We start from the raw sequence: 23651 nt of genomic DNA, 5'->3' as shown, positions 1-23651 counted from the left end.
AACTCAATACCTAAGCCCTATACAAACCGGAAAGACCTTTGAAAGGCTTCTGGTTTTTTATTTTTTTGAATGGTTCCCTGGTGCTAACACTTGCGCATAAAATATGTGCTTTGAAATTTCGTTGGAAAATGAGCTTGTTAATTATTGGATTCAATTAAGGTGATACTTTCCAGTTACCTTCATTTTTCGTGAATTTGAATTCAGCTACGGTTTGTTTCTCGCCCATCATTGGTAGTGTTATATCAGTATCCACTTTGCAAAGATATGTCCCTTTTGCCTCAGACTCTTTACAGGAAACCTTGTCAGCTTTGTTCAGAGTCGTGAGCATGTCTTTGCTGTTTTCACCGAACCGCTGTCTGGCTTGCTGGTTTGTGTGCTCAATGTTTTCCTGCATAGCTTTCTGGATTTCGGAAGAGGAGGGTTCGCTGTCGCAACCAGTGAGCAAAACTGACAAAGACAGGACTACAACTGTTGAAATTTTATTCATTTCTTAATCCCTTATTTGATATTGATAATTATTGTGTTGCTGTGGTTTTGTTGAGTGTCTGATCAAAAATTTCACACCACTGTTTTAATTGCATTTCCGTATCACGGATCCCGCGTTCATGGTGAAACCGGCCTTTACGGGGGTGAAATTTGATCTGCCATTCCGGGCATTCAATGTCTCTCACCTGGATAAAGAACCCTGAGTTTTCGAAATTTTTAAGGCGGGTAAGGTTGTTTTGACCTTTAGCTCCTGCCATACCGACTAAATCAAAAGCTACGATTTCACCTCCAACGGCTAAATGATATCGCCAGCCTTTGACGTCACTAAACCTGTAAGCTTTCTTGCGCTTACCTGCTTCGAGAGTTAGCAACTTCCGATTCGTATCAATGGTCATTTTGCTGTCCTGGAACTCATGGATCCACAGACCGTTGTCATTGACGTTCAGCAGGTCGATAGTCGACGCGTTTGCTCTTTTATGTGTGTATGACACATATGCCGTAAGGAGTAAGAAGAAGGCAGGTAACGTCCACATGAACAGGAACCCTGCAGTGTCCCTAGGATTTGAATCAGTCAGAATCCAGAAAATCACTACCACAACAATCCAGAATCTAATCGAACGAAAGAACGATGGTTTACTCACTTTCTGACCGCTCAAAGCCGCTGTGTCCATTTTATGCACCTTTATTTTAAAGTCGCTCATAACTAGCTGATTGGTAACTGCTTTTACGACGCATTTTTGAACGAGTTCAAAACTTAAGCAAATCACTTGTACCGATCGATGATCCTTATTTGATAGGTAATGACTATCATATATAGATTATCGATCTGTAAAAACGATCAATTGCTTGTGCAAATAAGAACTTAGACTGGAAAATTGCGTAGAGGCAGGAGGTTATCGAAAGGGCACTGCTGTGCGTTCAGTCACTATTTTGCTGCTGCCTGGTGGCTCAGATAACTCAGGCTCAGCTGAGAGGACTGTATGAATTGTCGAAAATGAGGATTTTTGGTGGAGAAACGTCTTACCTGCCTTTTTGAGCAGGTCTGTGAAAGCGGCCAGGTAAGGAATGCTCAGTAGCCACTCTAATACCCTTGTCATGAAGTAGTCAGCCCTACTAGGTTGCTTGCCTGACGTACTCGTTATGTTGAAAAGGGTCTGCGCTTCGGTTGTCTCTGACGCTCCAGCTCTATGATCATAAATAGGAGGAGGCGTACCTTCGGATTCTAAAGCAGCTGGTAATGACGGTGTAATAGCTACCTTAGTAACTTCTTTATCTGAATCACTCGTCTCATTACCTCCCATAGCTGAAGCTTTCAAAGCAAACAGCAGAGGATTGTCACGTTCAGGTTCGTAGCGAAGCTTCTCTTGCAGGTTGGCCCATGAGTAAGACTTTCCCAGCTGGGAAGCTTTAAAGGCGATCCCGGAGTATTCGAATGAGAAACCATTCATACGGCCCGTGGAGGAAATGTTGGGTATGGTCGTTATACCGTTCTCAGCAAGTGCTTTAACGAAGCTCGGAATGCCATTGTGAGTACTGCGGAGTGTATCTATTGTGTTCTGCAGGAAAGTTTTGGGGCTTTGCTGGCCTTCGCGCTTCTCTTTCTGTTCCTCACTTCGTGATAGCCTCTTACGCTTACTGGATGGGGAAGGGCTATGTGAAGGCGAGTGACCTTTTGTTTTAGTCAGTTCATGCGCCATCTCAAGCTCCTGAATTACTCGCGTGCTGATTAGGTTTTCATTCCTACCTAGGTAAAGCTTACCCCCAACTAAGTCGACTCTGCTGGCAATGATATGAATGTGCTGGCCGGCCTCGTCGTCATGTAAGACATAGCAGCGTAAGTGCGTCTCACTAAACCCCATGCGATTCATGTAGTCGTCAGCAAACACATCCCACTGCTTCGCTGTAAGGGATTCACCCTGTGGCAGGCGAAGCGAGTTGTGCCAAACTGGTTTTGCGACATCTTGGCGAAGATGCTTGGTGCTATCGAATTCAGCTATCAGTTCAAGGGTTGAATCACCTAACATGTTCCCGCCAATGACGATTGGATCACTTCTATGATGTGAACCAGGTTTCAGTGCATAGAAGACAACGCCAGCGAAGCTCTTACCTCTCCGAATCTTCTGCATACCTTTCATTAGGGGCACTCCATACGTCTGCTGAGATAAGGCTCTGGCGAAGCTCTATGATCTGTCTTCTTACGGCAAACAGCTCTGTATTCGTAAGCTGGCTGTCTTTACTCTTACTATCGATATGGAAAGCAATACGGTTTAATTTCTGATTGATCTCACCCAAAGTCTTCCATGTATCGATGTTTACAGGAGGTACAATCATGGGGAGCTTCTGCAAAGAAGCCATACGTAACCATTCGCCTTTTGCGTAATCTCCTCTCAATTCGTTTAGCTTGATCAATTCGGCGTTATTAAGACGGACACTAACACAATGGGTTCTGAGTGTTTCTGGAATCACGTTAGTAAGGTTTGAGGAACTTTTAATCAAAGGGACAATGCTTTTGCCTACACGAGGAATGGGTGATTTATTTTCCATATGAACTCCTTTTCATATATGAAATTGAATATTTAACTAAATTATTATTGGGTCTTTATTGGTTTGTCAAGAAGGCATTGTCATTATTACTAATTACTCGATTAAAAAAATGAGAGAATGTACTATGAGAGCTCTAAAAGTGTTTGATCCTATTCAGGTTGAGAGGTACGCAGAATGAAACATGGTATTAGAAGTTTTGAGTTTATCGATTGGGATGTTTTCCTAGCTGAAAGTAATAAAGATGTTTCCTTTACACTAGATTTTCATATTGATGCGGGGTTTAGTTTTGCTAATGCCGTTGCAGATAGGAAAATACACAAGGAAAAAGCTAAGTCAGTGGTAATGGATGATTCCTTAAAAATTCCAACGGCAATTTTTGATTTCCAAGGTAAAGTGAAAATTGAATATTTAAAAATAAAAACCATAAGTATTAAATGTCTTGATTATCATTTTTCCGATATTACTGAAAAGTACATTGTTACAGTTGATTTTTCTGATGAAGAAATGAATTACGGAAAATTCCGAAAAGATTTGAGTTTGAGGTATAACGATAATGAAAGTTTAAGCAAGGATATCGTAAATAAAATATACTTTACAAGTTATTTTAAAGAAAGAGCAGAGAAAATAAAAAATGAGATAGTGTCTTTTATAGAGCTATCAGGATATTTTGCAAAATATTCACACTCATCATTAAACCTATACTTAAATGAAGAAGGCATGTATTTTAGGATTTTGCAATCAGGGGGAGGGATCCAAACGGCTGGGCATAATCCTATACACCCATTTCTTCTGCGTAAAGATAAGTTAATATCCTTAAAAGATACATATGATAAAATTCCTGTCCAATACAAAAAATATTATCAGAAAGGCATTCATTATCAATTCTTAGGCTTCTTTGATGAAAGTTTTTTATGCTTCTATAAGCTTATTGAGAACGTATTTTATTGCGAAGATTTTCTTATGTCGTTCCATCAAAAAAATGACAAATTCGGGGAGCTCAAAGGGATTCAGAAATCGCGTAAGAAGCTTGGGAATCAGAAGAAAATGACTTCATTTATTTGTGAATGGATTATTGAAGCCGACTGCTCAAGTTTAGATGAGCAAAATAAGCTTTTTGATATGTTTGAGGAACTTATCAAGATAAGGAATGAAATTGCTCATGGTAGCGATCAAAGTGAAAAGAGTAATATCGCCATAAGGCAACTTATAGCATTATCTAACTTAATGCTCAATCAAATAAATTCTATAATTTAAATTTAGAGCGTCATTTAAATTAGCAGATTGCGCATCCACTTATGTTAGGATTAAATAACTGAAGCACGTCTTTTTATCTTGATTTTTTCTTTTCAAACATAGAGCAGAAAAGCAAGGCAACTCAGAGAAGCGGAGCTTCTTTGAGTTAGCCCTTGCTTTAAGTAAAAATATTCTTTAATTGATCAACTTGACAAATATAGATTTCGGAAGTATTAAGAATATATTGGTGTTTTCTTTGGGGGTTAATATGTTTATATGTTCAATTTTTATATTATCGTTAAATATATTGGCTATGTTCGATAGCAGTATAACTGCTTGGGTTGTAATTGTTGATATTTGGTGCGCAATAACAATTATCGTTATTGCGGCAATGAAAAGGTCTGGAAAAATTGATTTTTAATTATTCCTGCTTCTGACAATAAATTTTATAGTGTTTAATATTTCAGATATAAGGTTTTCTTTAGAGTTTTCAGGCGTTTTTTCTGTGAGTTCGCTAAGTTCACTTTTTTTGAGAGAGTTTAATGTTTCCTTAACGCGTTCCTGAATAAACTCAATTGCGCAGATAAAGAATTTTGCAGCTAAGCAGGTTAGGATAATAACCTTAAGTATCAGGAGGTCTTCCAAGTCAAATAGTGATTTAAAAAAATCAAATATTGCAGTGTTACCTAGGATATTTTTGTAAAAAGCGGAGTAAGCCACATAAGTTGCTGAAGCAGAAAGTGCCGCATCATTTAATGCCTTAATAGATTTACCTCTATGAAAATACCAAGTAGATATAATTATCCCCCCGATTATAAGTACAGAAAATAAAAGTGTATCATTCGGTTTTGTAATGAGAGATGATAGGTGAAAAGTGTCTGGGTGCTTTATGATATATTTACAAGCATAATAAGCTAATGTTAAAGTGGCGACAAAACCACAAAGATCTTTAGCTATTGATTTAAGTTCAATCTTTTTCATTCGCTTTCCTTTATAATGGAATTGTATTGATCAAAGGTGATGTTTATATATTTTAGACCTAAGAGATGGGACCAAACTAAGAAAAGTTTTCAATTATTTTTTGATTATAATCCTCAAGATAATTTTGCAGTTCATTTCTGTCAACTAAGCGAACTTTCGCTGATTCTGCAAGTTCTTTCGCCGAATTAGTGAAATATGAATTTGTAATAACCATTGCTTCGTCACATGAGTAAAATGCTTTAGCGGAGATAGCTTGTTGTACTGCTGAGTTACCAACTGAGCCAGAATAGTTTTTTGCTTGGATAACAATGTTTTTATCGAAACGAGTGACGAATAAATCTGCACCCTGATCTTGAGTTCTCTTTGTTTCTTTAACATCATATCCGAGAGTCTGGAATATTTTGACTAAAAAGTCTTCAAATTCAAATCCATTCATCGAATCTACTGAGTACATATTAACATATTTATCAGGATTGAAGTGCTCAAGACGTGTAGCCAATCTTTCGACTAAAATGTCAAAGTATATAGTTTCACAGATTGATGTATATTTTCTAACATTATCAATCGTTATTAATGGTGTGCCTGGAGTGTTTTGAGCATTCTCGTTGAAATCTAATGCAGGGAAGGTTATTTTATTGTTCCAGACAAAATATAGAAATAAAGATAGATCCGCTCGAAATGTTGTTCCTGCTTCTTCAATCCATGATTTTAAAGATTCTGTTAATGTAGGTTTGATATGCCTTTTGATCTCATTCGCAAATCCACTATATAAAGCGTTGAATGATGTGGTAAGTAAAAGCTTGTCCAAAAGCATTGGCAGCTCTTCTAACTCATCAAAACCCTTTCGAACAAGTACTTCGCGAAACAAAATAAAATCAGAGTAGGTACTTTTGTCTTCAGTGACATTATTCTCTGAACGCTTATCATGTGAAAATTTTGTCGTGTAAATGAAATTTGTGAAGTAAGGATCCTTAAACGTTGCATATTTATCTAGAACATTTTGAAGGAGGCTATTGAGTTGGGATTGCTCTTTCTTTTTCCCGAACAGGTCTTTTATAACTCCTTTTGATTGATATTGAAATTCTGGATAAAAAGAAGGGTTAAGAGGTATCATTTCTTCTGAGGTTATGGGGATGTGTGTTTTTGTACCCCATGATTTTGTCGCCGTTGGAACTCCGCCAGAGCACCATGGGCAAATAATTTCAAAAGATGTCTTACTACATGAATAACATTGATAAATCATAAAGGGTTGTCCATATTATTCGTAAAAACCGTGAGTTAACTGAGTCTTTTTATTAATTGAGACACGAGAATAATATTCTTGTGTCTCAACTCTCTATGTATTTAGTGGCGCTTGGAGTGCAAGCCACTAAATAAGTATTATATAATATAATACATTGGTGATTTATAAATTATTTTATTATCACTTTCCATTTTTTGAATAACGGATGTGATAATTCCTTTTAAAGTACCACTTGTAGCCTTGAAGCCCATGGCCCTTGATACAGAATTGACCAACTCGTCCTGGGTAGCACCGAAGCTTTTATTGATAATCTCAATGATTCCTGCCTCCATTTCCTTATTAGATATGTTTTCCGACTTTCTTAATCCTGCTGATTTAACATTCGTTCTGTCTCTCAATGTGATTGAAAGACTATCATTGTATAAAAAGTCATCTTCCAGGCAAAATGAGGAATTTGAGGTTGTAATTTTTATTGCATCTTTAACAATGGCTTCAATACGGGCCCCTGCACGTTGTAAACCCCATGCTGACCTGACACGAGTGATGACTTCATTCACATGTATTGGGGCTTCCACAAGAACAATTTGCTCAACTATCTTAGCGAGAACGCCAACTGGGGTTTCATGAATCTGGAATCTTGTGTCAACGTCAGGAACCGCCTCAACATATGCCACAGTTTCATTGAAACTGCCTTCAATTGTCTCAAGACCAATCTCTGTGACAGTCTCTCTTTCAACTGTCACTATCTCGACAGGTACAGCTCTTGACCGAGATAGAGAAGTTTCAGAACGATTTTCGAGCTCTTTCTTAGCCGCCTGAATAGCAGAGAGAGTTTTCTGTAGTTGCTCTTCGGGGCGCTGGAACCAATCCGTGCTCCAAATCCTATGAATGATCCAACCATGGTCCTCAAGCACTGCCTGACGTAGGCGATCTCGTTCTCTTGAAGAACGGGAAGAGTGGTATGTCATACCATCGCATTCAATCCCGATAAGGTAGCGACCCGGCATATCAGGGTCGGCAATGGCTAAATCAATAAAGAAGCCTGCTATACCAACTTGAGGGTGGACCTGGAAGCCTTCTTTTTGAAGAGCATTTGCAACCTGTTCTTCGAACACACTGTCCATTGAACGGCCACTTTGTTCTGCAACTGACAAGCGTCCTGTTCTTGCATATTGCAGGAAAAGTTTAAAAGCGAAGACACCTCTACCTTTAGCTCTTTCAAGATCGATATCTTCGTCAGTGATTGAGGCATAAACTTCGCAACGCCTTTTGGCTCGACTGATAAGAACGTTCAGGCGTCTTTCACCACCCTCTGCTCCAAGAGGACCAAATCTCATTGCCATGTAGTTTTGTGGATTTCTGGCATATCCAACAGAAATGATAATGACGTCGCGTTCGTCACCCTGAATGTTTTCAAGGTTTTTTACAAAAAACGGTTCGCTTGGGTGTGCATAGAAAAAGTCCTCGAACTCAGTGTTCAACCTGCGAAGCACTTCAAGCTCGTCCTGAATACGCTTTCTCTGGGTAACAGAAAAGGTAGCAACACCTAAAGATAAATGAGGATGGCTTCTTGCATGTTCGAGAATTGCTGTTGCTACGCGTTTTGCTTCGTTTGCATTGCTTCCAGATTCGAATACGCCATCTTCAACTTTATGGAAACTTAGGCCCATACCTGCTTCTTGTGTATAGGGGCTGGGAACTATAAAAAGTTTGTTTTCATAAAACTGGCTATTTGACACAGCAATCAATGACTGGTGGCGGCTTCTGTAATGCCAGCGAAGCATTTTTTGAGGCAACCCTCTGGCAACAAAAAGTCCAAGTATGCTCTCAATGTCCGCCACTTGTGCTGACTCGTCATCATCCTGCTCATCTGCGGAACCTGTCATTTTGGCGAAGAAAGAAGTTGGAGGTAACTGACGTTCGTCTCCGACAACGACCATCTGCTTACTTCGTGCAATAGCTCCTAATGCATCTACAGGTTGGATCTGACTGGCTTCATCCATTACCAGTAAATCAAACGACTGCTTACCTGGTACTAAAAACTGGGCAACTGACAGAGGGCTCATCATCATAACTGGCTTTAAGGCCTGAATAGCTGCACCAGCTTTTGTCATGAGCTGTCGAATCGCCATATGGCCACGTTTGCGTGCCATCTCACCCCGCAGTACACCCACAGGGCCTACGCCAACTTTAGAGGGAATTGCTCTGTGGTGAGCTCTTACAACTTCAAAACTCGAAGCTTTTATTCTTCGCAGATCCATTTCAGCGAAGCTTGCTACTCTTCTTGAATGCAAATCACCATCAAAACGAGCCAGTTCTGGCTCATCTTCGACCATTACAGACAGAATTGAGTCGAAATAAGTTCTGTCAAAAGTACCCGCTAAACGTTCAGGGGAAAGAACTCCACTACTCAAATCGGAGATTAATGGATAAATACCAAATGTTCTCGCCAGCTCTACACGGTTTTGCCAGGCAACCCATTTTGAAAGTTGTTCAGAATTATCTATCCAAAGAGTAATCTTGTCATAGACTGGATTAAATAGTATTTCATGAATATTTTCATTTTTGAAAATTGATCCATAGGAAGATCTAAGCGAAGTAAACACTGATGTGAGTTTGGCAAACTGCGCTTGAATAGACTCACTCAAGCTTCGGGATTTATCAACTAAACCCTGTCTGTCATCTAATTTAGACGCTAAGATTCTTAGGTCGTTATTTAATTCAATCCATGAGTGAGATTGAAGTAACAGATCCCAGTCACTGTTTTCTTTCAACCATAATGGATACATGGTTGACTGAGCTAAATTATCGAAAGTATGAATGATATTCATTTTTTGCTGGGCGTTTGATAACAAACTCAACAATTCAATACGATCAGAAACAGAGGGTTCATTTTTGACGAAAACATCTTTATACGCGGAGTCCATAGTGCTTAGCACTTCAGACTTTACAAGAAGTGATTCTAGTGGAATGCTTTTAACGGAGTAATAGTTATCAAAAAACTCTTCTGGCGTGGCTCCTAATGAATCCCAAAGAATACGGCTTTCACCTAAAACTTCATGAGTGAGTTTTTTAAGCTGACTCACTTGATATGCTAAGGCGTCTTTGTTGGAGAGGCGACTTGCAATTATTCGGGCCTCAGAGTTGATACCACGTAAGGTACGCATCCATTCGACAAGTGATTTCAGCAATTCACTATCGCTATTCTCACCTCGCCAGTCTGAACCAAATGCAGACTGTCCAAACTCATTCAAATCAATGATGGATTTTCTCAATTTCTGTGCTTTTGTCAACAGATCGAGGTACTCAACCTGCTGAGGGATCGTCAAACCTTTATCATTTATCAATGAAAGGGTAAGCTTTTTCGACTTTCGCCATTCGCTATTAAGGAATTTAAAAGCGCCAGTGTTGTTTTCAAGGCTGTTTCGTGTGCTTTCTACATCTGTTTCCCACGCCTTTTCAACAAAGATGAGATTGATTTTTAATTTATAAATACTAAGCTGTTTAATATCTGCAACCAGACTTGCCGCTTTATCAATACCACCTTCCCAGACAGTGGCAATGAATGCTTCTGGACTCACATTTGGAGCTTGAGTAATACTTTCACCCAACTCAATGAGACTTTCAATCTCACTTAAATTCGAGAATCCGATTTTAGAACCCAACTCCTGCTGCAATCTGGAAGACTCTTTTAAGATTCTAGGTGTAAGTGTCTTCAGTTTATAGGCAGTAGTAAAAGCATTAATATTAATATCTACAGGTAATTTACGATAATCTTCTGAAAGGCTGGCGACCTCGGTGTTGAATTTGTCTGCATGTAATTCTTTTTCAAGCTTGCTGTAGAGTTCTTTAAATGAGAATCCAGTTTCAATTAACGTCTTTGTCTCATCTTTAGAAGTGGCCCATAATGGCGAACTTAATGATTCAGGTGATAAATTAGGCGCTGAGTTAATTAATTCAGCTATTAGAATGAATTCCTGTAACTCTTTTAATGAGCCTATATGATAGGCTTCATTGGTAAGTTTAGAAAGATTGATAGACTCTTCAATAGAATCTGAAAGTTCAGACTTCAGGTTCGTTAATGAGGCAGTGAGTCTTTCAACTTCACTAGGAAGTATCTCAGTTCTATCGATACCATTCCATGGGTGCGAATCAGGAATGCCAATATCACTTATCCTCTCAATTAATTCATCAATAAGTGCATGTCTTTTGGCGAAATCGTCGTTACTCCATGATTCATAACCGCTAAGCTTATAATCATTAGGATCAAAACCTGATTGTCTGAGACGTACCAGTTGCGCCATAACCTTGTATGGCGTTAAGCCAGATGGCATGTACGTTTTATGAATTCTTGCCGGGTGATTGTTGAGGATATCTCGGCTTTCTGTGAGATTATTGACTAATGTATCTGGAAATTCTCCCCGAGGTGAACCGAGTTCCCAGACTCGCTTCAGTTCTTCAAGGAATGCTCTTTTGTTGGTTTTATTGCTATGTAGCTCTAAACAAGCATCTCCAACACCCGCCTGATCAAGTCTGCGCTTAACTACTTCAAGGGCCGCCATCTTTTCAGCTACAAACAATACTTTTTTACCGTCTGCTACAGCTGAAGCTATGATGTTTGCGATTGTCTGAGATTTACCAGTTCCTGGAGGACCCTGAATAACCAAGCTTTTACCATTACGTACTTCGTGAATGGCAAGAGTCTGTGAGCTATCACTGTCCAAAATATGAAGCATTTCTCGTGGGGGGATGACTGAGTCAATTACAATGTCGTCAGAGATTAACTCTCCACCAGAGAAGCCTGTTTCTAAAAGACACTTTATTGATTCCTGATCTGTGATCTTTGAATCTGAAGGCCAGTTATCAGGATCTAAATCTGTATACATCATAAATTTAGCGTAGGAGAACAGACCTAGATTGACTTCATTTTCTAATACTTCCCAGCTTTCTTTCAATGATACAGCTTGTTTTATCTCTGCGAAGTAATTCGTTAAAGAAAAATCTTCATCGATACTCAGGGGAGGTAGGGTGATTTGGTGAACACGGCTGAGGAATGTCTCAAGCGACAGGTTGCTAATGATGTCCTCATCCCTGACTTTAATTTTAAAGCGTTCTCCTGCTTTAGCTCGCATTAATTCAATTGGCAACAATAAAAGAGGGGCATGCCGTATGTTTGCTTTGTTGTTAGGATCTATCCATTTAAGCGATCCTAGCGATAGAAACAGGATGTTTACGCCTTGTTCTTCTTCAAGGGTCTTTGAGTCATAATATAAATCTAATAACTTTTTTTGTAATGTCTTTGGCGTGAGCTTGGTCTGGAGTTTTGTATCATTGTGGTTGGTTTCGGAGTCATCTAAGAAAATAATATCTTCGGACTCTGAGTCTGTCTCATTGTTCTCATTGCTTTCATCTGTTTTTTTATCTTCTCGACCATGAAGAAAAGTGAACGGCTTGCCTTCTTCAAAAAGCATCTTGAACAAAATGTCAGATCTTTCATTAACTACTTCCAAAAATTTTGTAGTCTTTGATTTTGGTATGTTAAGTAAACGATTTCTAGCTGTCAGATCGAGTAACTCTGCTCGCGACTTTTCAAGTTTCTGGCTGAGTGACAGATTGGAGTTTTTGTAAAGCGAGCCTTCAATTTCGTCCATTACGCATAACCTTGAATTGAAAATTTATCAGTTAATCAGTGAGTTATGCTAATAGCTTTAAATCACTGCAATTTTTCTGTACATATTAGAATGTTTCAGCGTGAAAATTAAGAATTTTCTAATTAATATTGGTTGTTATTTTTTACTTCTTAAAAATCATGTGCTTAAATAAGGCCGTTAAAGCCATAGCTAAGGTGAAAGGAGTTTGATATAAGTAAGATTGATGCTTTGGTGCTTTAAAGGTCAGAAAATAGGTAGCCCAGTTGCAGGTAATTTATACCCACACAGCATAACGTTGTGAAAAAGGTTTGGTTGGGCTTAGAAAATTTTATGCCTAATGTAGGTACAGGTACATTATTAGGTAATCTATTGAATGCTTTAGGTGGCTACCAAGAACTGGTTTCCAGATATAACTAAAGTTAATCTGCACAAGCACTTGATTTATTATAGAATTATGATGGGTGACTTTTAAATACTGTTAATAGTGCTTGAAGCGATTTACGTATGACTCCAGTAATGTTTATTCACTACTCAGATTATGTGTCTAAACCCGGCTGGATTCGAGTGTAACCCTCCAGCCAAGCAATACGACACTCAGAAAGTATCTCGGTCAGAACGAGATTTAGCATTAGTTGTATCTATGTTCATCTTGCTATGAACTCTTAAAAATTAGACCTTGATCAAATCCCTATCAGTTTGTCAAAAGATCTCTTGATATAGCCAACTATTGATCATATTTTGAACAGAAGGGTTCCTTTTCAAACATTCACAGGAGAATTTCTATGGCACTTAAGCCTGGTCCGAAACGAATTGCTGATTCAACAGGACAACCTGATCAGCGTCAACGTGATAACAAAAAAACTCCGGGAAATAACCCAAAGGTAAAACCTAGTAAAAATTCCAAACCTTAGTAATTTCTAACTAGTAACAATTAAAAGCCTTGCGGGGCTTTTTTTGTTTAAAGTATAATAAAAATTTAGATGATTATGTGGATTTTTTTAACAAAGGCCTAACTTATTATTTATCGATGAAGGTTATGTTCTTTTCTTAGATTGATTTTTTCCTTCAGGAGTGAGTTATGCCTACGAATATGTAAATGTAGTGGTCCGAAAGAAATCGTTAAAATCAACTTTGTTATCGCATTGAATCCAGTTATCTTAGTGGTTTAATAAAAATACTCTTCCTGAAAAATATTTTGGTAATCTTCCTGGAGGCCTTTCCCAGTATATGAGTATCCAGATTTTTATTTTTTTAGCTGAGGTGGCAGCACACAACTTTCACGTTTTGTCGTCAGTTAAGCCATAAAGATTGCATTTCAAAATTCCACAAGAAGAGGTGGTTGCTTATTGACCTTTAGTTAACCATATAAATAATATTTTATATCGATTTTGGTTTTTTAAATAATAAAATTATCGTTAATTTTTAGATGCAAGGCTTAAAATAAGTGAAAACTATTAAAGCAATTCAGGTTTATAAAAGTGATGATGAGTTACAAAACCTTCTAAATGCTTGGATTAATGCCATCATACGTTATACCTCAACTAATGAGTACGATAACCCATGGTGGTATAATGAAAGGGCTTCGCTAAGTGTTTTGGCTGGAGCCGCATGGACGCTGAAAAATTGGCTCGCTTTGGAAGAGTTTTCTACGATGAAGCGTTACCGCACTCTTGTACCTGGGGTTGATAGCGGGTCTCTGCGCCATGGTCGTTGTGATTTGTTTGTTCAGTCCCCAAACAGTAGTTTTGCAATTGAAGCAAAGCAAACTGTGCAGTCTATTGGGTCTCGTTCCGATGGCAATACTTATATTGCTCGTGCGATGCGAAGGGCTTGGGAGGATTCTGGAGACTTGAGTAAAAAGGAAGCGTATCGTCGATTTGCTGTAACATTTATTGTTCCCTATATACCAGTAAATGAAGTTCTTAACGAAGAGGTTGGTGATACTGAGGTATGTCCTGAAAAAGTAGAGAAAGCTGTCAACGATTGGTTAAGCGGCCATCATATTTTTTCTGAGAACTCTATGAAAAATGCTAACTATGCTTATGTTTTCCCTAAATTAGGTAATCACAATTACTCGCTTAATAGGAAGCACTATCCTGGTATAATGGTTTTTTTTGAAGAACGCTTCCGTGCACATCGCCAAAAAAATTCAAATGATCAGTAATTCTTCTGAGTCTTTATCTTGCATGATATAAGATTATTTTATTTTAACACTAATATATAAAATATTAGTGTTTTTAACAATACACTGAATTTTAACTGCCTAGTATTAAAGATGTTTTAAGGGGGGTATTTCAATAGAACACATAAAATGATAATGAAATATGAAGCTAATCAGAATGTTCGAATCATTAGGGGTAGGCCCATTTTAACCCAAGTGATTTTAGGAATTAATGCATAGCTTTTTTAGAAAAGTTTTAGGGCGTTAGCGTTCTCACCCTACAGGCTTCCAGATAGTCAGCCCACCATTGCAACATGAGTTTCGCTCTTCTAAATATTCTGGTTTATGGATGTAAGCTTCCCAAACGCTATTGCGCTCTTGATGGCTTATTTGTCTCTCTACAGGGTGTCTTAACCAAAGTTCGGATTCAATTAATGCACTACGAGCCATGGTTCAATGCAAAAAAAGCCAGTCACTATTTACTGGCTTTTATTAAAAAATGAAATTTATTGACCTAAATCACGTAGCTTCTTGCCAGACATAAGATTCTTTTCGATATGCTTAAGAGTGACTCCTTTGGTTTCGGGAATCAGGAGAAAAGTTATCACGATAAAGATCAGGTTGAAGCCGGTATACAGCCAGAACGTTCCTGCAGGCTCAATACTTCCCAGAAGTGACAGGAAGGTTGCTCCGAATATCATGTTGGCAACCCAGTTAGTAGTCGTTGAGCAGGTAATCCCGAAGTCCCGGCATTTCAGAGGCTGTATCCCTGAACACAGTATCCAGACCACCGGGGCAGCACTCATGGCATAGCCACCTATACACAACATTGTCATACCCACTGACACCCATGACAGACCGGAACTGATATTTTCCTGACCCGCTTTCATGAGGCAGTAGCCCAGAACCATAGTGGCGAATGCCATTACACTGAATCCAATTTTAAGGATTGGCTTCCTTCCCGTTTTATCAACGGTGAAGACCGCAATGAAGTTAGCAAACATGAAGGTCAGGCCAACTACTATGGTTGCAACCATCTGCTCCTGTGTGCTCTGGAAACCAGCCATTTGAAAATCTGAGGAGCGTAATACATGATGATGTTCATACCCGTGAACTGTTGCATGCCCTGCAGCAACATACCAAGGTAGACGGCGCGTCTCACATTCCTGTTTTGCCTGAACAGAAAAAACCCCCCTTGCTTCATACGAAGGCTTTCCCTTATCTCGTTCAGTTCCTGTCTGGCTTTCTCTGAGGTATCACGAAGCATTCGCAGAACTTCTTCCGCCTCAACATGCAGACCTTTTGAAGCCAGCCAGCGGGGGCTGTTGGGCAGGAAAATAACCATGACGAAAAGTACAACTGCTGGTATAGCGAGAACACCCAGCATTGCCCGCCAGTTGCCACTGTAACTGAATGCTGTATCCGAAAGGAAAGCTACGACAATACCAAAGGTGATCATGAGCTGGTAAAGACTAATCATTTTTCCACGTACATTCTCTGTTGCCATCTCTGACAGGTAGAGAGGGGCGGTATAGGAGGCGATACCAACGGCCAGTCCGAGTAAAACCCTGAATGTAAGCAGAGCTTCAACACTTATGGCGAAGGCTGATCCAAGGGAACCCATTATGAAGAGTATGGCTCCCGCCATAAGGCTGTACTTTTTTCCCAGTCTATGTGAAACCCAGCCGTTACAGATTGCTCCAATCGCGGCTACCAGAGTGGCAGGGCACTTGAGATAATACCTATATCAAGTCCAAGGAGAAGCCCAGCGAGAGCTGCTGTTATGGATACAAAAAGACATTCATTGTTTTGACTGGACAACACATCTCGTATGAGACGGCATGATGTGAATTTTCACTCGCATGTGAGCAATAATCTGGAAACTTCATTCAAATACAGAAACGAAATTCTTGATTACTAAAACATGTATAATTAGCATGATAAATATATTTTTTTGAATTATTAGCAAAATATAGAGGAGTATTAAGATTTTAATAAATGTAACTTATTAATATGGAAAACCTATTTAGCTAATAAATAAAAATAAAATTTGTAGTTGAAAATTCTGTTTAATGGTGGAGTGTCCATACATAAATAGTGATTTTTTTTATAGTCCAGAGCTAATGCAAAGTTTTACACGCAACATAAAATTAACAAAATTACATACTAACCTCCTATTCTGAAACATTTCTGATGAATATAACTTCACAAAAGTAGTGTTAGGTTGATTTTAACCTTTCACGTTACTGATGAGTTAGCTTCTTGGAATTCCATGGAGGTGAGTAGTGAGTGAACACATCATTAATAATGATCCAGCATATTGTAAGCAAGCTAAGTATGGGTGTTCTGTAGGGATTTTTTGCACGGTCAGTAGTAATGAGCTATTGCTGGCTTTTAAAACACTATCTTTTGCAGCACGCTCTGAATTTGTTTCTAACATTCTTATTTTGATCACTGATAACGGAAACATAAATCAAAATTTTGCCTCTTTGGAATTATTAGAGCGTTTTTCGCATAAGTTCGAAATTAAATGTGGGAACTATGGTTCTGGTTATGAAACTTCGATCCGAGATGGGGGTTATGATCAGATATCAGCTCGCAATGCTGCCTTAGACATTTTGTACAAAAAAGATGTTGATTGGGTTATGCAACATGATGCGGATGATGTTTATGATCTTTCTTTTTATGAGAGAATCTGCACAGATTATGCTGAACACCAAGCCATAATGACTGAATGCTATACATTGAATTCTAGATCGTCTTATATTGTAAATTCAAAAATGTACAAAGACATGTATGGCAAGAAGCTAATTAATCCACACATAAGAGTCTGGAAGAAAGAGTTAAACCTTAAATTCAGCAAATCCAAATTAGTTTCAGATAAGTATGCGAATGAAACAAGACATTGTGGTGTTGAATTTCCCGATGGAATGAAATTAATCTTAATCAATAAACCATCTCACTACCACTTGCATCGACTTCTTAATAAAAGGCACTCAAATTTTCTTGATAAAGGAAATACGCAAGAAATAAAGTTAGAAGAAGAACTTAAAGAGAAATTAAAAACTATATTACTTTAGATAGAGTGAGGTGAGTTATGAGTTCATCAGAGCATAAAGTATTGAATACACCCATGTATCACTTTGAAGGAGATGATGGGCTTATATACTCTCATCTGCCTTTAAGAGGTATAGCTTTTAAAAGTAGTAAGGCTTCTTTACCATTAATTGAAAAGCTTGCAAATCATGTTAATCTGGATGCTGAAGAAATAAATCATCCGATAATAAAAAAACTGTCCAAGTGGAATGTTATTGGAGAACACATTAAGCAATTACCTGTAATAGAAGATCTTGAGGAATTTAAACCGTTTGAGGCCACTTTGCTACTCACTGAAACATGTAATCTGGCTTGTAGCTATTGTTATGCCAGGGCCACAGGTGAGAAGAGTGAAGCAATGAGCAAAGAAATAGCTAAAAAGGCTGTAGACATTGCTATTGAGAATGCAAAATCAATCCATAGTCACACCGCAGAGTTCAGGTACCTTGGAGGTGGAGAACCTACTACGGAATGGGAATTGATTGTATGGATAAATAATTACATAAAGTATAAAGCTGACGAGGCTGGTGTTAATACTTATATCAGGTTAATAACTAATGGAGTCTTAATCAATGACGAAAAGGCAAAGTGGCTCAAAAAAAATATCGACTTTGTAACTTTATCATTTGATGTATTACCCGATCTTCAACTGAACCGTCCTTTCCCTAATGGAAAAAGTTCACAAAAAGCGCTACTTAGAACAAGCGAATTATTAACTAAGCATGGTGTTCCTTATCATTTCAGGACGACTCTATCTAGCGAATCAACAGGACGGTTAGTCGAAATGGTCGAATATATTAGGGACTATACCTCTGCCAAGGAAGTTCGCATGGAACCAATGGCTGAGATTGGCCGAGCGACTGATAGTGAACTTTCAAAGCCCAAACAACAAGAGTTCATAGATCAATTTAAAAAAGCATATTTTTTAGCTAAAGAAAATGGCATCAATGTCACAAACAAGCTAATGGGTAACGTTGATCGCAGGGGGGGCCGTTTTTGTAATGTAGAGTTCGCTGTTACTCCCAAAGGTGAAGTCGCAGGTTGTCATAGATATAGTCGAAGCGAAAATGAAGGTTATGACCTGTTCCATGTTGGGACATTCAAAGACAATGACTTTAAGTTTGATGTGAAAAAAGTTAATTCTTTAAGGCAAATTAATAATACTTCATTTAGTGATTGTTCTAAATGTTTTGCCAGATGGAGTTGTGCCTCAGGATGCTTGTCTGCACGTTACGATAAGAATGGCATAGCCGAGCATGGCCCGATATGTCATATCACCAGGGAATTGCTAAAATTTGGAGTACAGCAGTCTCTGGCGGAATGATGTGTGAGTAGTGTTTTTTCCAATCAAAGGAGAGTAAAATGAGTCTTGATTCGAAATTGCATCAAAGTGAGAAAAATATTAATCTAGAGGATGAAGATGTTGAAATTACTTTTATTTCAAAACATCCTGAAGATGAAGAAGGTAATTTTGAGTTCCTTTGCTGTGCCGTAGGCGCTGGTGGTGGCGGACCGGGTGTCGGTGGACACTTCTAAATGAAATCTTAATTATCAATAGGGATAAGCAACAGCGCTTTATCGCTGTTGCTTAAATAAGGATAGAAAATGCTAACTTCTATTTTAAAAAAATTTGAGAGCTTTATTAAGCCATTTGAAGAGGATAATGGTTTTCTAAAAGAAAAGAATTCTTTAAGAGTGTTAATTAAACTTGCATTAGAACATAAGATTTTAGCTTCTTCACTTTTCATACTTGGTTTATTATGTTCTGGTTGTGAGGTTTTTATAATTCACTCTTCAGGAAAGCTTGTTGATCTGATTAGTGAGGTTAGTCGGGATCGCGATACTATCATTAAAGCATTAAGCGATAACCAGATTTTTATTATTCTTTTCTTGGCAATGCTTTTGTTTATTAGGCCTCTATTAAGGTGCTTAAATTTACTAACAATAAATCAAGCAGTTTACTCGAAATTAAGTGCATTAGTTCGAGTTCAGCTCTACAAAGAAACCTTGAAAAATAAGATGGTTTTTTTTGACAGTAATAATCCTGGTAAAATAACATCTTCTATTTGGCAGGCTGGTCAGGCTGTCAATGAAATGTCTTCTCTGTTCTTCCAGAATATTTGGGTTACAACCGCTTTTTTTATATTCTCCTTCTCTGTTATGGCGTCGATTAACCTGTATTTGCTTGCTCCAATTTTCACGTGGATGCTCGCGATTTTCTTTATTGCTAAAGTTTATGTTCCTAAAACAAAACAACTAGCTCGTGAGTCGGCAAATCAATCCGTGAACGTCAATGGAGTAATTAGCGATAGTTTCAATAACGTTTTAACTCTGAAGTTATTTTCTAAATACAATGATGTAAATGAATCTAACAGGATAGTGGTTTCACTAAAGGATTTTATAAATAAATCTGCTTTGTATTTAAGGTCAATTACGAGATCAGAGACGATAATGATTATTACAAGTTCACTCATAATGGCTATCATAACACTGATGATCTTGTTTCTATGGATTTCAAAAGGTATTTCTTCAGGTGAAGTGGCTGTTGTGTACGCATTGGTATTTAAACTGGAGGGACTTTTTTCGACATTAATGGACCAATTCACTGCTTTGTTTCGTGCATATGCTTTATTCAATACAAGCTTAAACACACTGATAAAGAATGAAAAAGAAAAAGAAGGTTATCACTGTTTAAATAATATCGAATTGATTGAGTTTAAAAACGTCTCAATGAAACACGGCGAAAAGCTGGTCTTGAAAGAAATTAACTTCAAAATTAAAAAAGGAGAAAAGGTAGGTTTAGTCGGTGCTACAGGGTGTGGCAAATCAACGATTTTAAAGTTGTTGTTAGGATTATATGATTATGAAAGTGATGGCTCTATATTGATTAATACATCTGAATTGGATGATTTGAATACCTCAAGTCTAAGAGAGAACATTTCATATGTATCTCAGGACGCAAATTTCTTTGATGATACGGTTTTGTATAATATTTGCACTTCTAAGGAAAGCTTATCTATTAATGAAATTGAGCATGTTCTGAGTTCGGTTTGTTTGCAAGACCTTATGAATGAAAAAGAAAGTTTCACCTCTCTTTTAAATACAAAAATTGGGAATAAAGGTTCTACTTTGTCGGGTGGGCAATTGCAGAGGTTAAATATAGCTCGTGGTTTAATTAAAAAACATAATGTTCTCTTACTTGATGAAGTAACTTCAGCATTAGATCCAAATACCAAAGCGAAAGTTTTGGAAAATCTCAAAAACTTTTTTTCGAATAAAACAGTAATATGTATATCTCATAGTGTTGATATCATTAATGATATGGATAAAGTGATTTTCATAAAAAATGGTAGTGTATTCGCGGAAGGGAAGCACCATGAACTTTTGATAGGTTGTAAAGAATATAAACAGCATTGGGAAAATGAAACTGTATCTCTGGAGGATGCTCAGTGAAATCATTTGATGCCCTTAATTCTCTTTTAAAAGATAATCTTCTTTATGATCACCAATGGCACTTGCATGGTAAGCATCCCTCTTTTACATCAGGCTCTTTATGTTCAGTTAATGCTGAATATTATTGGAATTCAAATCAGTCTTTTGGTGATAGTGACATAGTTGTTGCAGTAGCTGATGATGGGTGTTTGATTGACAATTTTAGTAATGATTACTCAGATAATATTGAAGCATTTACTTACATTGAAAACGGTAAGCTTAATATAACTAAAGATAAATCGAAAGCTGATAGAGTTTTCTCTGATAAATTCAAGCACGGAACGGCAATTTGTGGTCTGATAGCTGGGCCATTGAGCAATAGCCTTCCTGTAGGTATTGCCCCTACGGTAAAGATTTTACCGATCCGATGGCCTTACGATAACAGATTTATCATAAACCAATCTGGATTTCAGCAGTTTGTTAAGGCTCTCTCGGATAAAGTTGATATATTCGTAAATACATGGTCAAAGCTTCCTGATTTTATTCTTAATAATGAAAGTATTGATTTGATCTCTTCTTTATCCTCTCAAGGAGGGAGAAGAGGTAAAGGTGTGCTTTTTTTGTGGTCAGCTGGTAATAGTAATTGCCCTATTAACTATGACGGGGATAAAAAGATAGTATACTCACAAAATATTAATGGTGAACCGAAGTTTTCATCTCATTTTAGCAATAATCTAAGTACCCTCAGCAATGTATTAGTTGTATCAGCTATTAGCCCTTTTTATGAGAAAGCATCTTATTCTTGTTTTGGACCTGGTATCGATCTTTGTGCTCCATCACATGATGCCTATTCTTCAAATGGAGAAATTAAAAACTTAGGTCTTACCACGCTCTCCGCAGACCTGAAGAAATATACGCATAATTTTAAAGGCACAAGCGGAGCTTGCGCGGTAGCGGCTGGTGTTGCAGCACTAAATTTATCGCTCTCAATGAACCAAACAGCAATTGAAATAGCTAACAATTTAAAAAATAAGGCTTCTAGAGATTTAAATAAAAACTATTCAAGCTTTGAATCTATGGTTATAAATCTGCACGAGCAGGTAAGGCATGAGTTTATTTTTGGAAAAGAAGAAAAATATCCTGACCTCTTTGATGTATTTTATGGTGCAGGAAGAATAACTGTCTGAATTAGAATTTAGTAACTCTAAGTGTTTTATGCTTATTAATTAAAAACTATCAAAAAAATTACGTCCCTGTAGATTGGGATTTTTTTGAGAAGTAAAAAGGTGTTTGTGCTTCTTCTTTACAAGCTTCCAGATAGTCAGCCCACCACTGCAGCATAAGTTTCCGCTCTTCTAAATGCTCGGCTTTATGGATGTAAGCTGCCCTAACGCTGTTACGCTCTTGGTGGCTCATTTGCCTCTCTACGGCGTCTCTTGACCAAAGCCCGGATTCAATCAATGCACTGCAAGCCATAGTCCTGAAACCATGCCCACAAACTTCAGTTTGGGTATTGTATCCCATGGTTCTAAGGGCTTTGTTGACTGTGTTTTCACTGATCGGTTTGTCGTCATTACTAAATCCGATGAACATGAGATCTTTGCCACCACTGATTGCATGTAGCTGTAACAACAATTTTTTAGATTGTTTGCTTAAAGGCACCAGATGAGGGCTTTTCATTTTTGCCCCTCTTGCTGAATATCTAACCCCAATGAGTGCTTGTCGCTCTGCGGGTATAGTCCATAGTGAGTTTTTGAAATCTACCTCTGACCAACGTGCAAATCTTAATTCACTCGAACGTACAAATGTCAGGAGTGTAAGCTGGGTCGCAATCTGTGTTATGCCTTTGCCTCTGTAAGCTTCAATGCGTTGCATGAGCTCTGGTAACCGTTCTAAAGGAAGGGCAGGGCGGTGAATACTTTTTTTAGAAATTACAGCACCAGCGAGGTCATAGGCAGGATTTTGCTCAATCAATGCATTGTGGACAGCATATCTCATGATCGCAGTTATGCGTTGTTGAAGACGTGAAGCGAGTTCGAGGTGACCTGTTGCTTCAGCCCTTTTTAGTGGAATCAGTAAGTCACGGGTTTTGAGTTCTGTGATATTACGATTGCCAATAATAGGGAATAAATGACTTTCAAGACTGCTTAACACAGTAGTTCTGTGGTTTTCCGACCAGGTCCTGTTACTGGAATGCCAATCTCGTGCAACCTTTTCAAATGTCAGCAGCCCTTTGATCTCGACCTTATCAGCTTTGCGTTTTTCACTTGGATCAACGCCATTTGCCACGAGTTGCCTAGCTTCGTCTCTTCTGCGTCGGGCTTCCGATAACGTGACCTCAGGATAAACACCGAGAGCAAGAATCTTTTGTTTGCTACCAAAGCGATACTGAAAACGCCAGTATTTGGAACCGTGTGGGGTAATCAAAAGATGCATACCATTACCGTCTGTCATCTTGACCGGCTTCACAGCAGCCTTAGCATTTCTTACCTTTAACTCAGTGAGCGGCATAGTAAAAATCCCCGGCTGATGGTATCTGCATTATCGAACCAAACATACCAACAATTGTACCAACATGACACTGTGGATTTTGTGAGCCCGATGGAGACGCAGGTGGACTATCGGGTTTAGTTAAGTGACTGAATGGAATGGGTAAAGTAGACTTTGAGATACGTTGAGAGACTAGCATTTGGTGTCCCCTGCAGGAATCGAACCTGCAACTAGCCCTTAGGAGGGGCTCGTTATATCCATTTAACTAAGAGGACAGCGGCGCGCAGTATAGCGCAAACAGGCAGTGAGATTCACTACATCGCCGTCCGTTTGC

General features: G+C 38.3%; 15 protein-coding genes, 1 tRNA gene and 2 pseudogenes. 7 read left to right on the top strand and 11 right to left on the bottom strand.

What is annotated here, in order from left to right; translation table 11 throughout:
* Positions 1 to 154: 154 nt before the first annotated feature.
* The 4 genes from EPG66_RS09585 to EPG66_RS09570 form a co-directional block, all read right to left on the bottom strand.
* Entirely contained in the window at positions 155 to 487 is a 333-nt protein-coding gene (locus EPG66_RS09585; protein WP_143990444.1) for a hypothetical protein, read from the bottom strand.
* A 28-nt stretch (positions 488 to 515) separates the two neighbouring features.
* Positions 516 to 1187 (bottom strand): DUF4755 domain-containing protein, encoded by a 672-nt coding sequence (locus tag EPG66_RS09580; RefSeq protein ID WP_143990443.1) that lies wholly within the window; start codon positions 1185 to 1187, stop codon positions 516 to 518.
* Positions 1188 to 1379: 192 nt separating this feature from the next.
* The gene (locus EPG66_RS09575; protein WP_246379251.1) at positions 1380 to 2621 is read right to left on the bottom strand and encodes a relaxase/mobilization nuclease domain-containing protein; all 1242 of its coding nucleotides are present in this window, start codon (positions 2619 to 2621) and stop codon (positions 1380 to 1382) included.
* Positions 2590 to 3030, bottom strand: coding sequence for a hypothetical protein (locus EPG66_RS09570; RefSeq protein WP_143990442.1), 441 nt, complete (start codon positions 3028 to 3030; stop codon positions 2590 to 2592). The genes EPG66_RS09575 and EPG66_RS09570 overlap by 32 nt, the downstream gene beginning before the upstream one ends.
* Positions 3031 to 3204: 174 nt before the next feature.
* On the opposite strand from EPG66_RS09570, the gene EPG66_RS09565 reads away from it, so the two are divergent.
* Positions 3205 to 4284 (top strand): hypothetical protein, encoded by a 1080-nt coding sequence (locus EPG66_RS09565; protein ID WP_182686637.1) that lies wholly within the window; start codon positions 3205 to 3207, stop codon positions 4282 to 4284.
* A 396-nt stretch (positions 4285 to 4680) separates the two neighbouring features.
* On the opposite strand, the gene EPG66_RS09560 is transcribed toward EPG66_RS09565, so the two are convergent.
* The 3 genes from EPG66_RS09560 to EPG66_RS09550 form a co-directional block, all read right to left on the bottom strand.
* On the bottom strand, positions 4681 to 5244 hold the full coding sequence (locus tag EPG66_RS09560) for a hypothetical protein (protein ID WP_143990440.1): 564 nt from the start codon (positions 5242 to 5244) through the stop codon (positions 4681 to 4683).
* 76 nt (positions 5245 to 5320) lie between these two features.
* Positions 5321 to 6487: a restriction endonuclease gene (locus EPG66_RS09555; protein WP_143990439.1), complete on the bottom strand. Its 1167-nt coding sequence runs from the start codon at positions 6485 to 6487 to the stop codon at positions 5321 to 5323.
* Between the two features lie 137 nt (positions 6488 to 6624).
* The gene (locus EPG66_RS09550) at positions 6625 to 12138 is read right to left on the bottom strand and encodes a DUF3320 domain-containing protein (RefSeq protein WP_182686635.1); all 5514 of its coding nucleotides are present in this window, start codon (positions 12136 to 12138) and stop codon (positions 6625 to 6627) included.
* A 1444-nt stretch (positions 12139 to 13582) separates the two neighbouring features.
* Here EPG66_RS09550 and EPG66_RS09545 point away from each other — a divergent pair.
* On the top strand, positions 13583 to 14302 hold the full coding sequence (locus EPG66_RS09545; protein ID WP_197275994.1) for a hypothetical protein: 720 nt from the start codon (positions 13583 to 13585) through the stop codon (positions 14300 to 14302).
* Between the two features lie 253 nt (positions 14303 to 14555).
* On the opposite strand, the pseudogene EPG66_RS23005 reads toward EPG66_RS09545, so the two are convergent.
* Positions 14556 to 14752: pseudogene (locus EPG66_RS23005) on the bottom strand (integrase); the annotation flags it as partial.
* Between the two features lie 53 nt (positions 14753 to 14805).
* Positions 14806 to 16096 (bottom strand): annotated as a pseudogene (locus EPG66_RS09540) (sugar porter family MFS transporter); the annotation flags it as partial.
* Positions 16097 to 16584: 488 nt separating this feature from the next.
* Between EPG66_RS09540 and EPG66_RS09535 the strand changes: the two are divergent.
* The 5 genes from EPG66_RS09535 to EPG66_RS09515 all read left to right on the top strand — a co-directional run bounded on the left by EPG66_RS09535 (position 16585) and on the right by EPG66_RS09515 (position 22014).
* A complete protein-coding gene (locus EPG66_RS09535; RefSeq protein WP_182686632.1) occupies positions 16585 to 17379 on the top strand; it encodes a hypothetical protein in 795 nt (264 codons plus the stop codon).
* Between the two features lie 17 nt (positions 17380 to 17396).
* On the top strand, positions 17397 to 18719 hold the full coding sequence (locus EPG66_RS09530; protein ID WP_063880370.1) for a radical SAM/SPASM domain-containing protein: 1323 nt from the start codon (positions 17397 to 17399) through the stop codon (positions 18717 to 18719).
* 38 nt (positions 18720 to 18757) lie between these two features.
* Entirely contained in the window at positions 18758 to 18931 is a 174-nt protein-coding gene (locus EPG66_RS09525) for a hypothetical protein (protein ID WP_155740523.1), read from the top strand.
* A gap of 69 nt (positions 18932 to 19000) precedes the next feature.
* On the top strand, positions 19001 to 20848 hold the full coding sequence (locus EPG66_RS09520; RefSeq protein WP_143990436.1) for an ABC transporter ATP-binding protein: 1848 nt from the start codon (positions 19001 to 19003) through the stop codon (positions 20846 to 20848).
* A complete protein-coding gene (locus EPG66_RS09515) occupies positions 20845 to 22014 on the top strand; it encodes a S8 family serine peptidase (protein WP_182686631.1) in 1170 nt (389 codons plus the stop codon). The genes EPG66_RS09520 and EPG66_RS09515 overlap by 4 nt, the downstream gene beginning before the upstream one ends.
* 58 nt (positions 22015 to 22072) lie before the next feature.
* Here the strand turns inward: EPG66_RS09515 and EPG66_RS09510 are convergent, their stop codons facing one another.
* The gene (locus EPG66_RS09510) at positions 22073 to 23338 is read right to left on the bottom strand and encodes a tyrosine-type recombinase/integrase (RefSeq protein ID WP_143990434.1); all 1266 of its coding nucleotides are present in this window, start codon (positions 23336 to 23338) and stop codon (positions 22073 to 22075) included.
* A 179-nt stretch (positions 23339 to 23517) separates the two neighbouring features.
* Positions 23518 to 23592, bottom strand: a tRNA-Arg gene (locus tag EPG66_RS09505).
* Between the last annotated feature and the right edge of the window lie 59 nt (positions 23593 to 23651).

Origin of the sequence: Pantoea pleuroti (genome assembly GCF_014156615.1) — a bacterium.
Taxonomy (GTDB): Bacteria; Pseudomonadota; Gammaproteobacteria; order Enterobacterales; family Enterobacteriaceae; genus Pantoea; species Pantoea agglomerans.
Note: the sequence above shows the minus strand (reverse complement) of the source record. Positions and strands in the feature narration are given on the sequence as shown.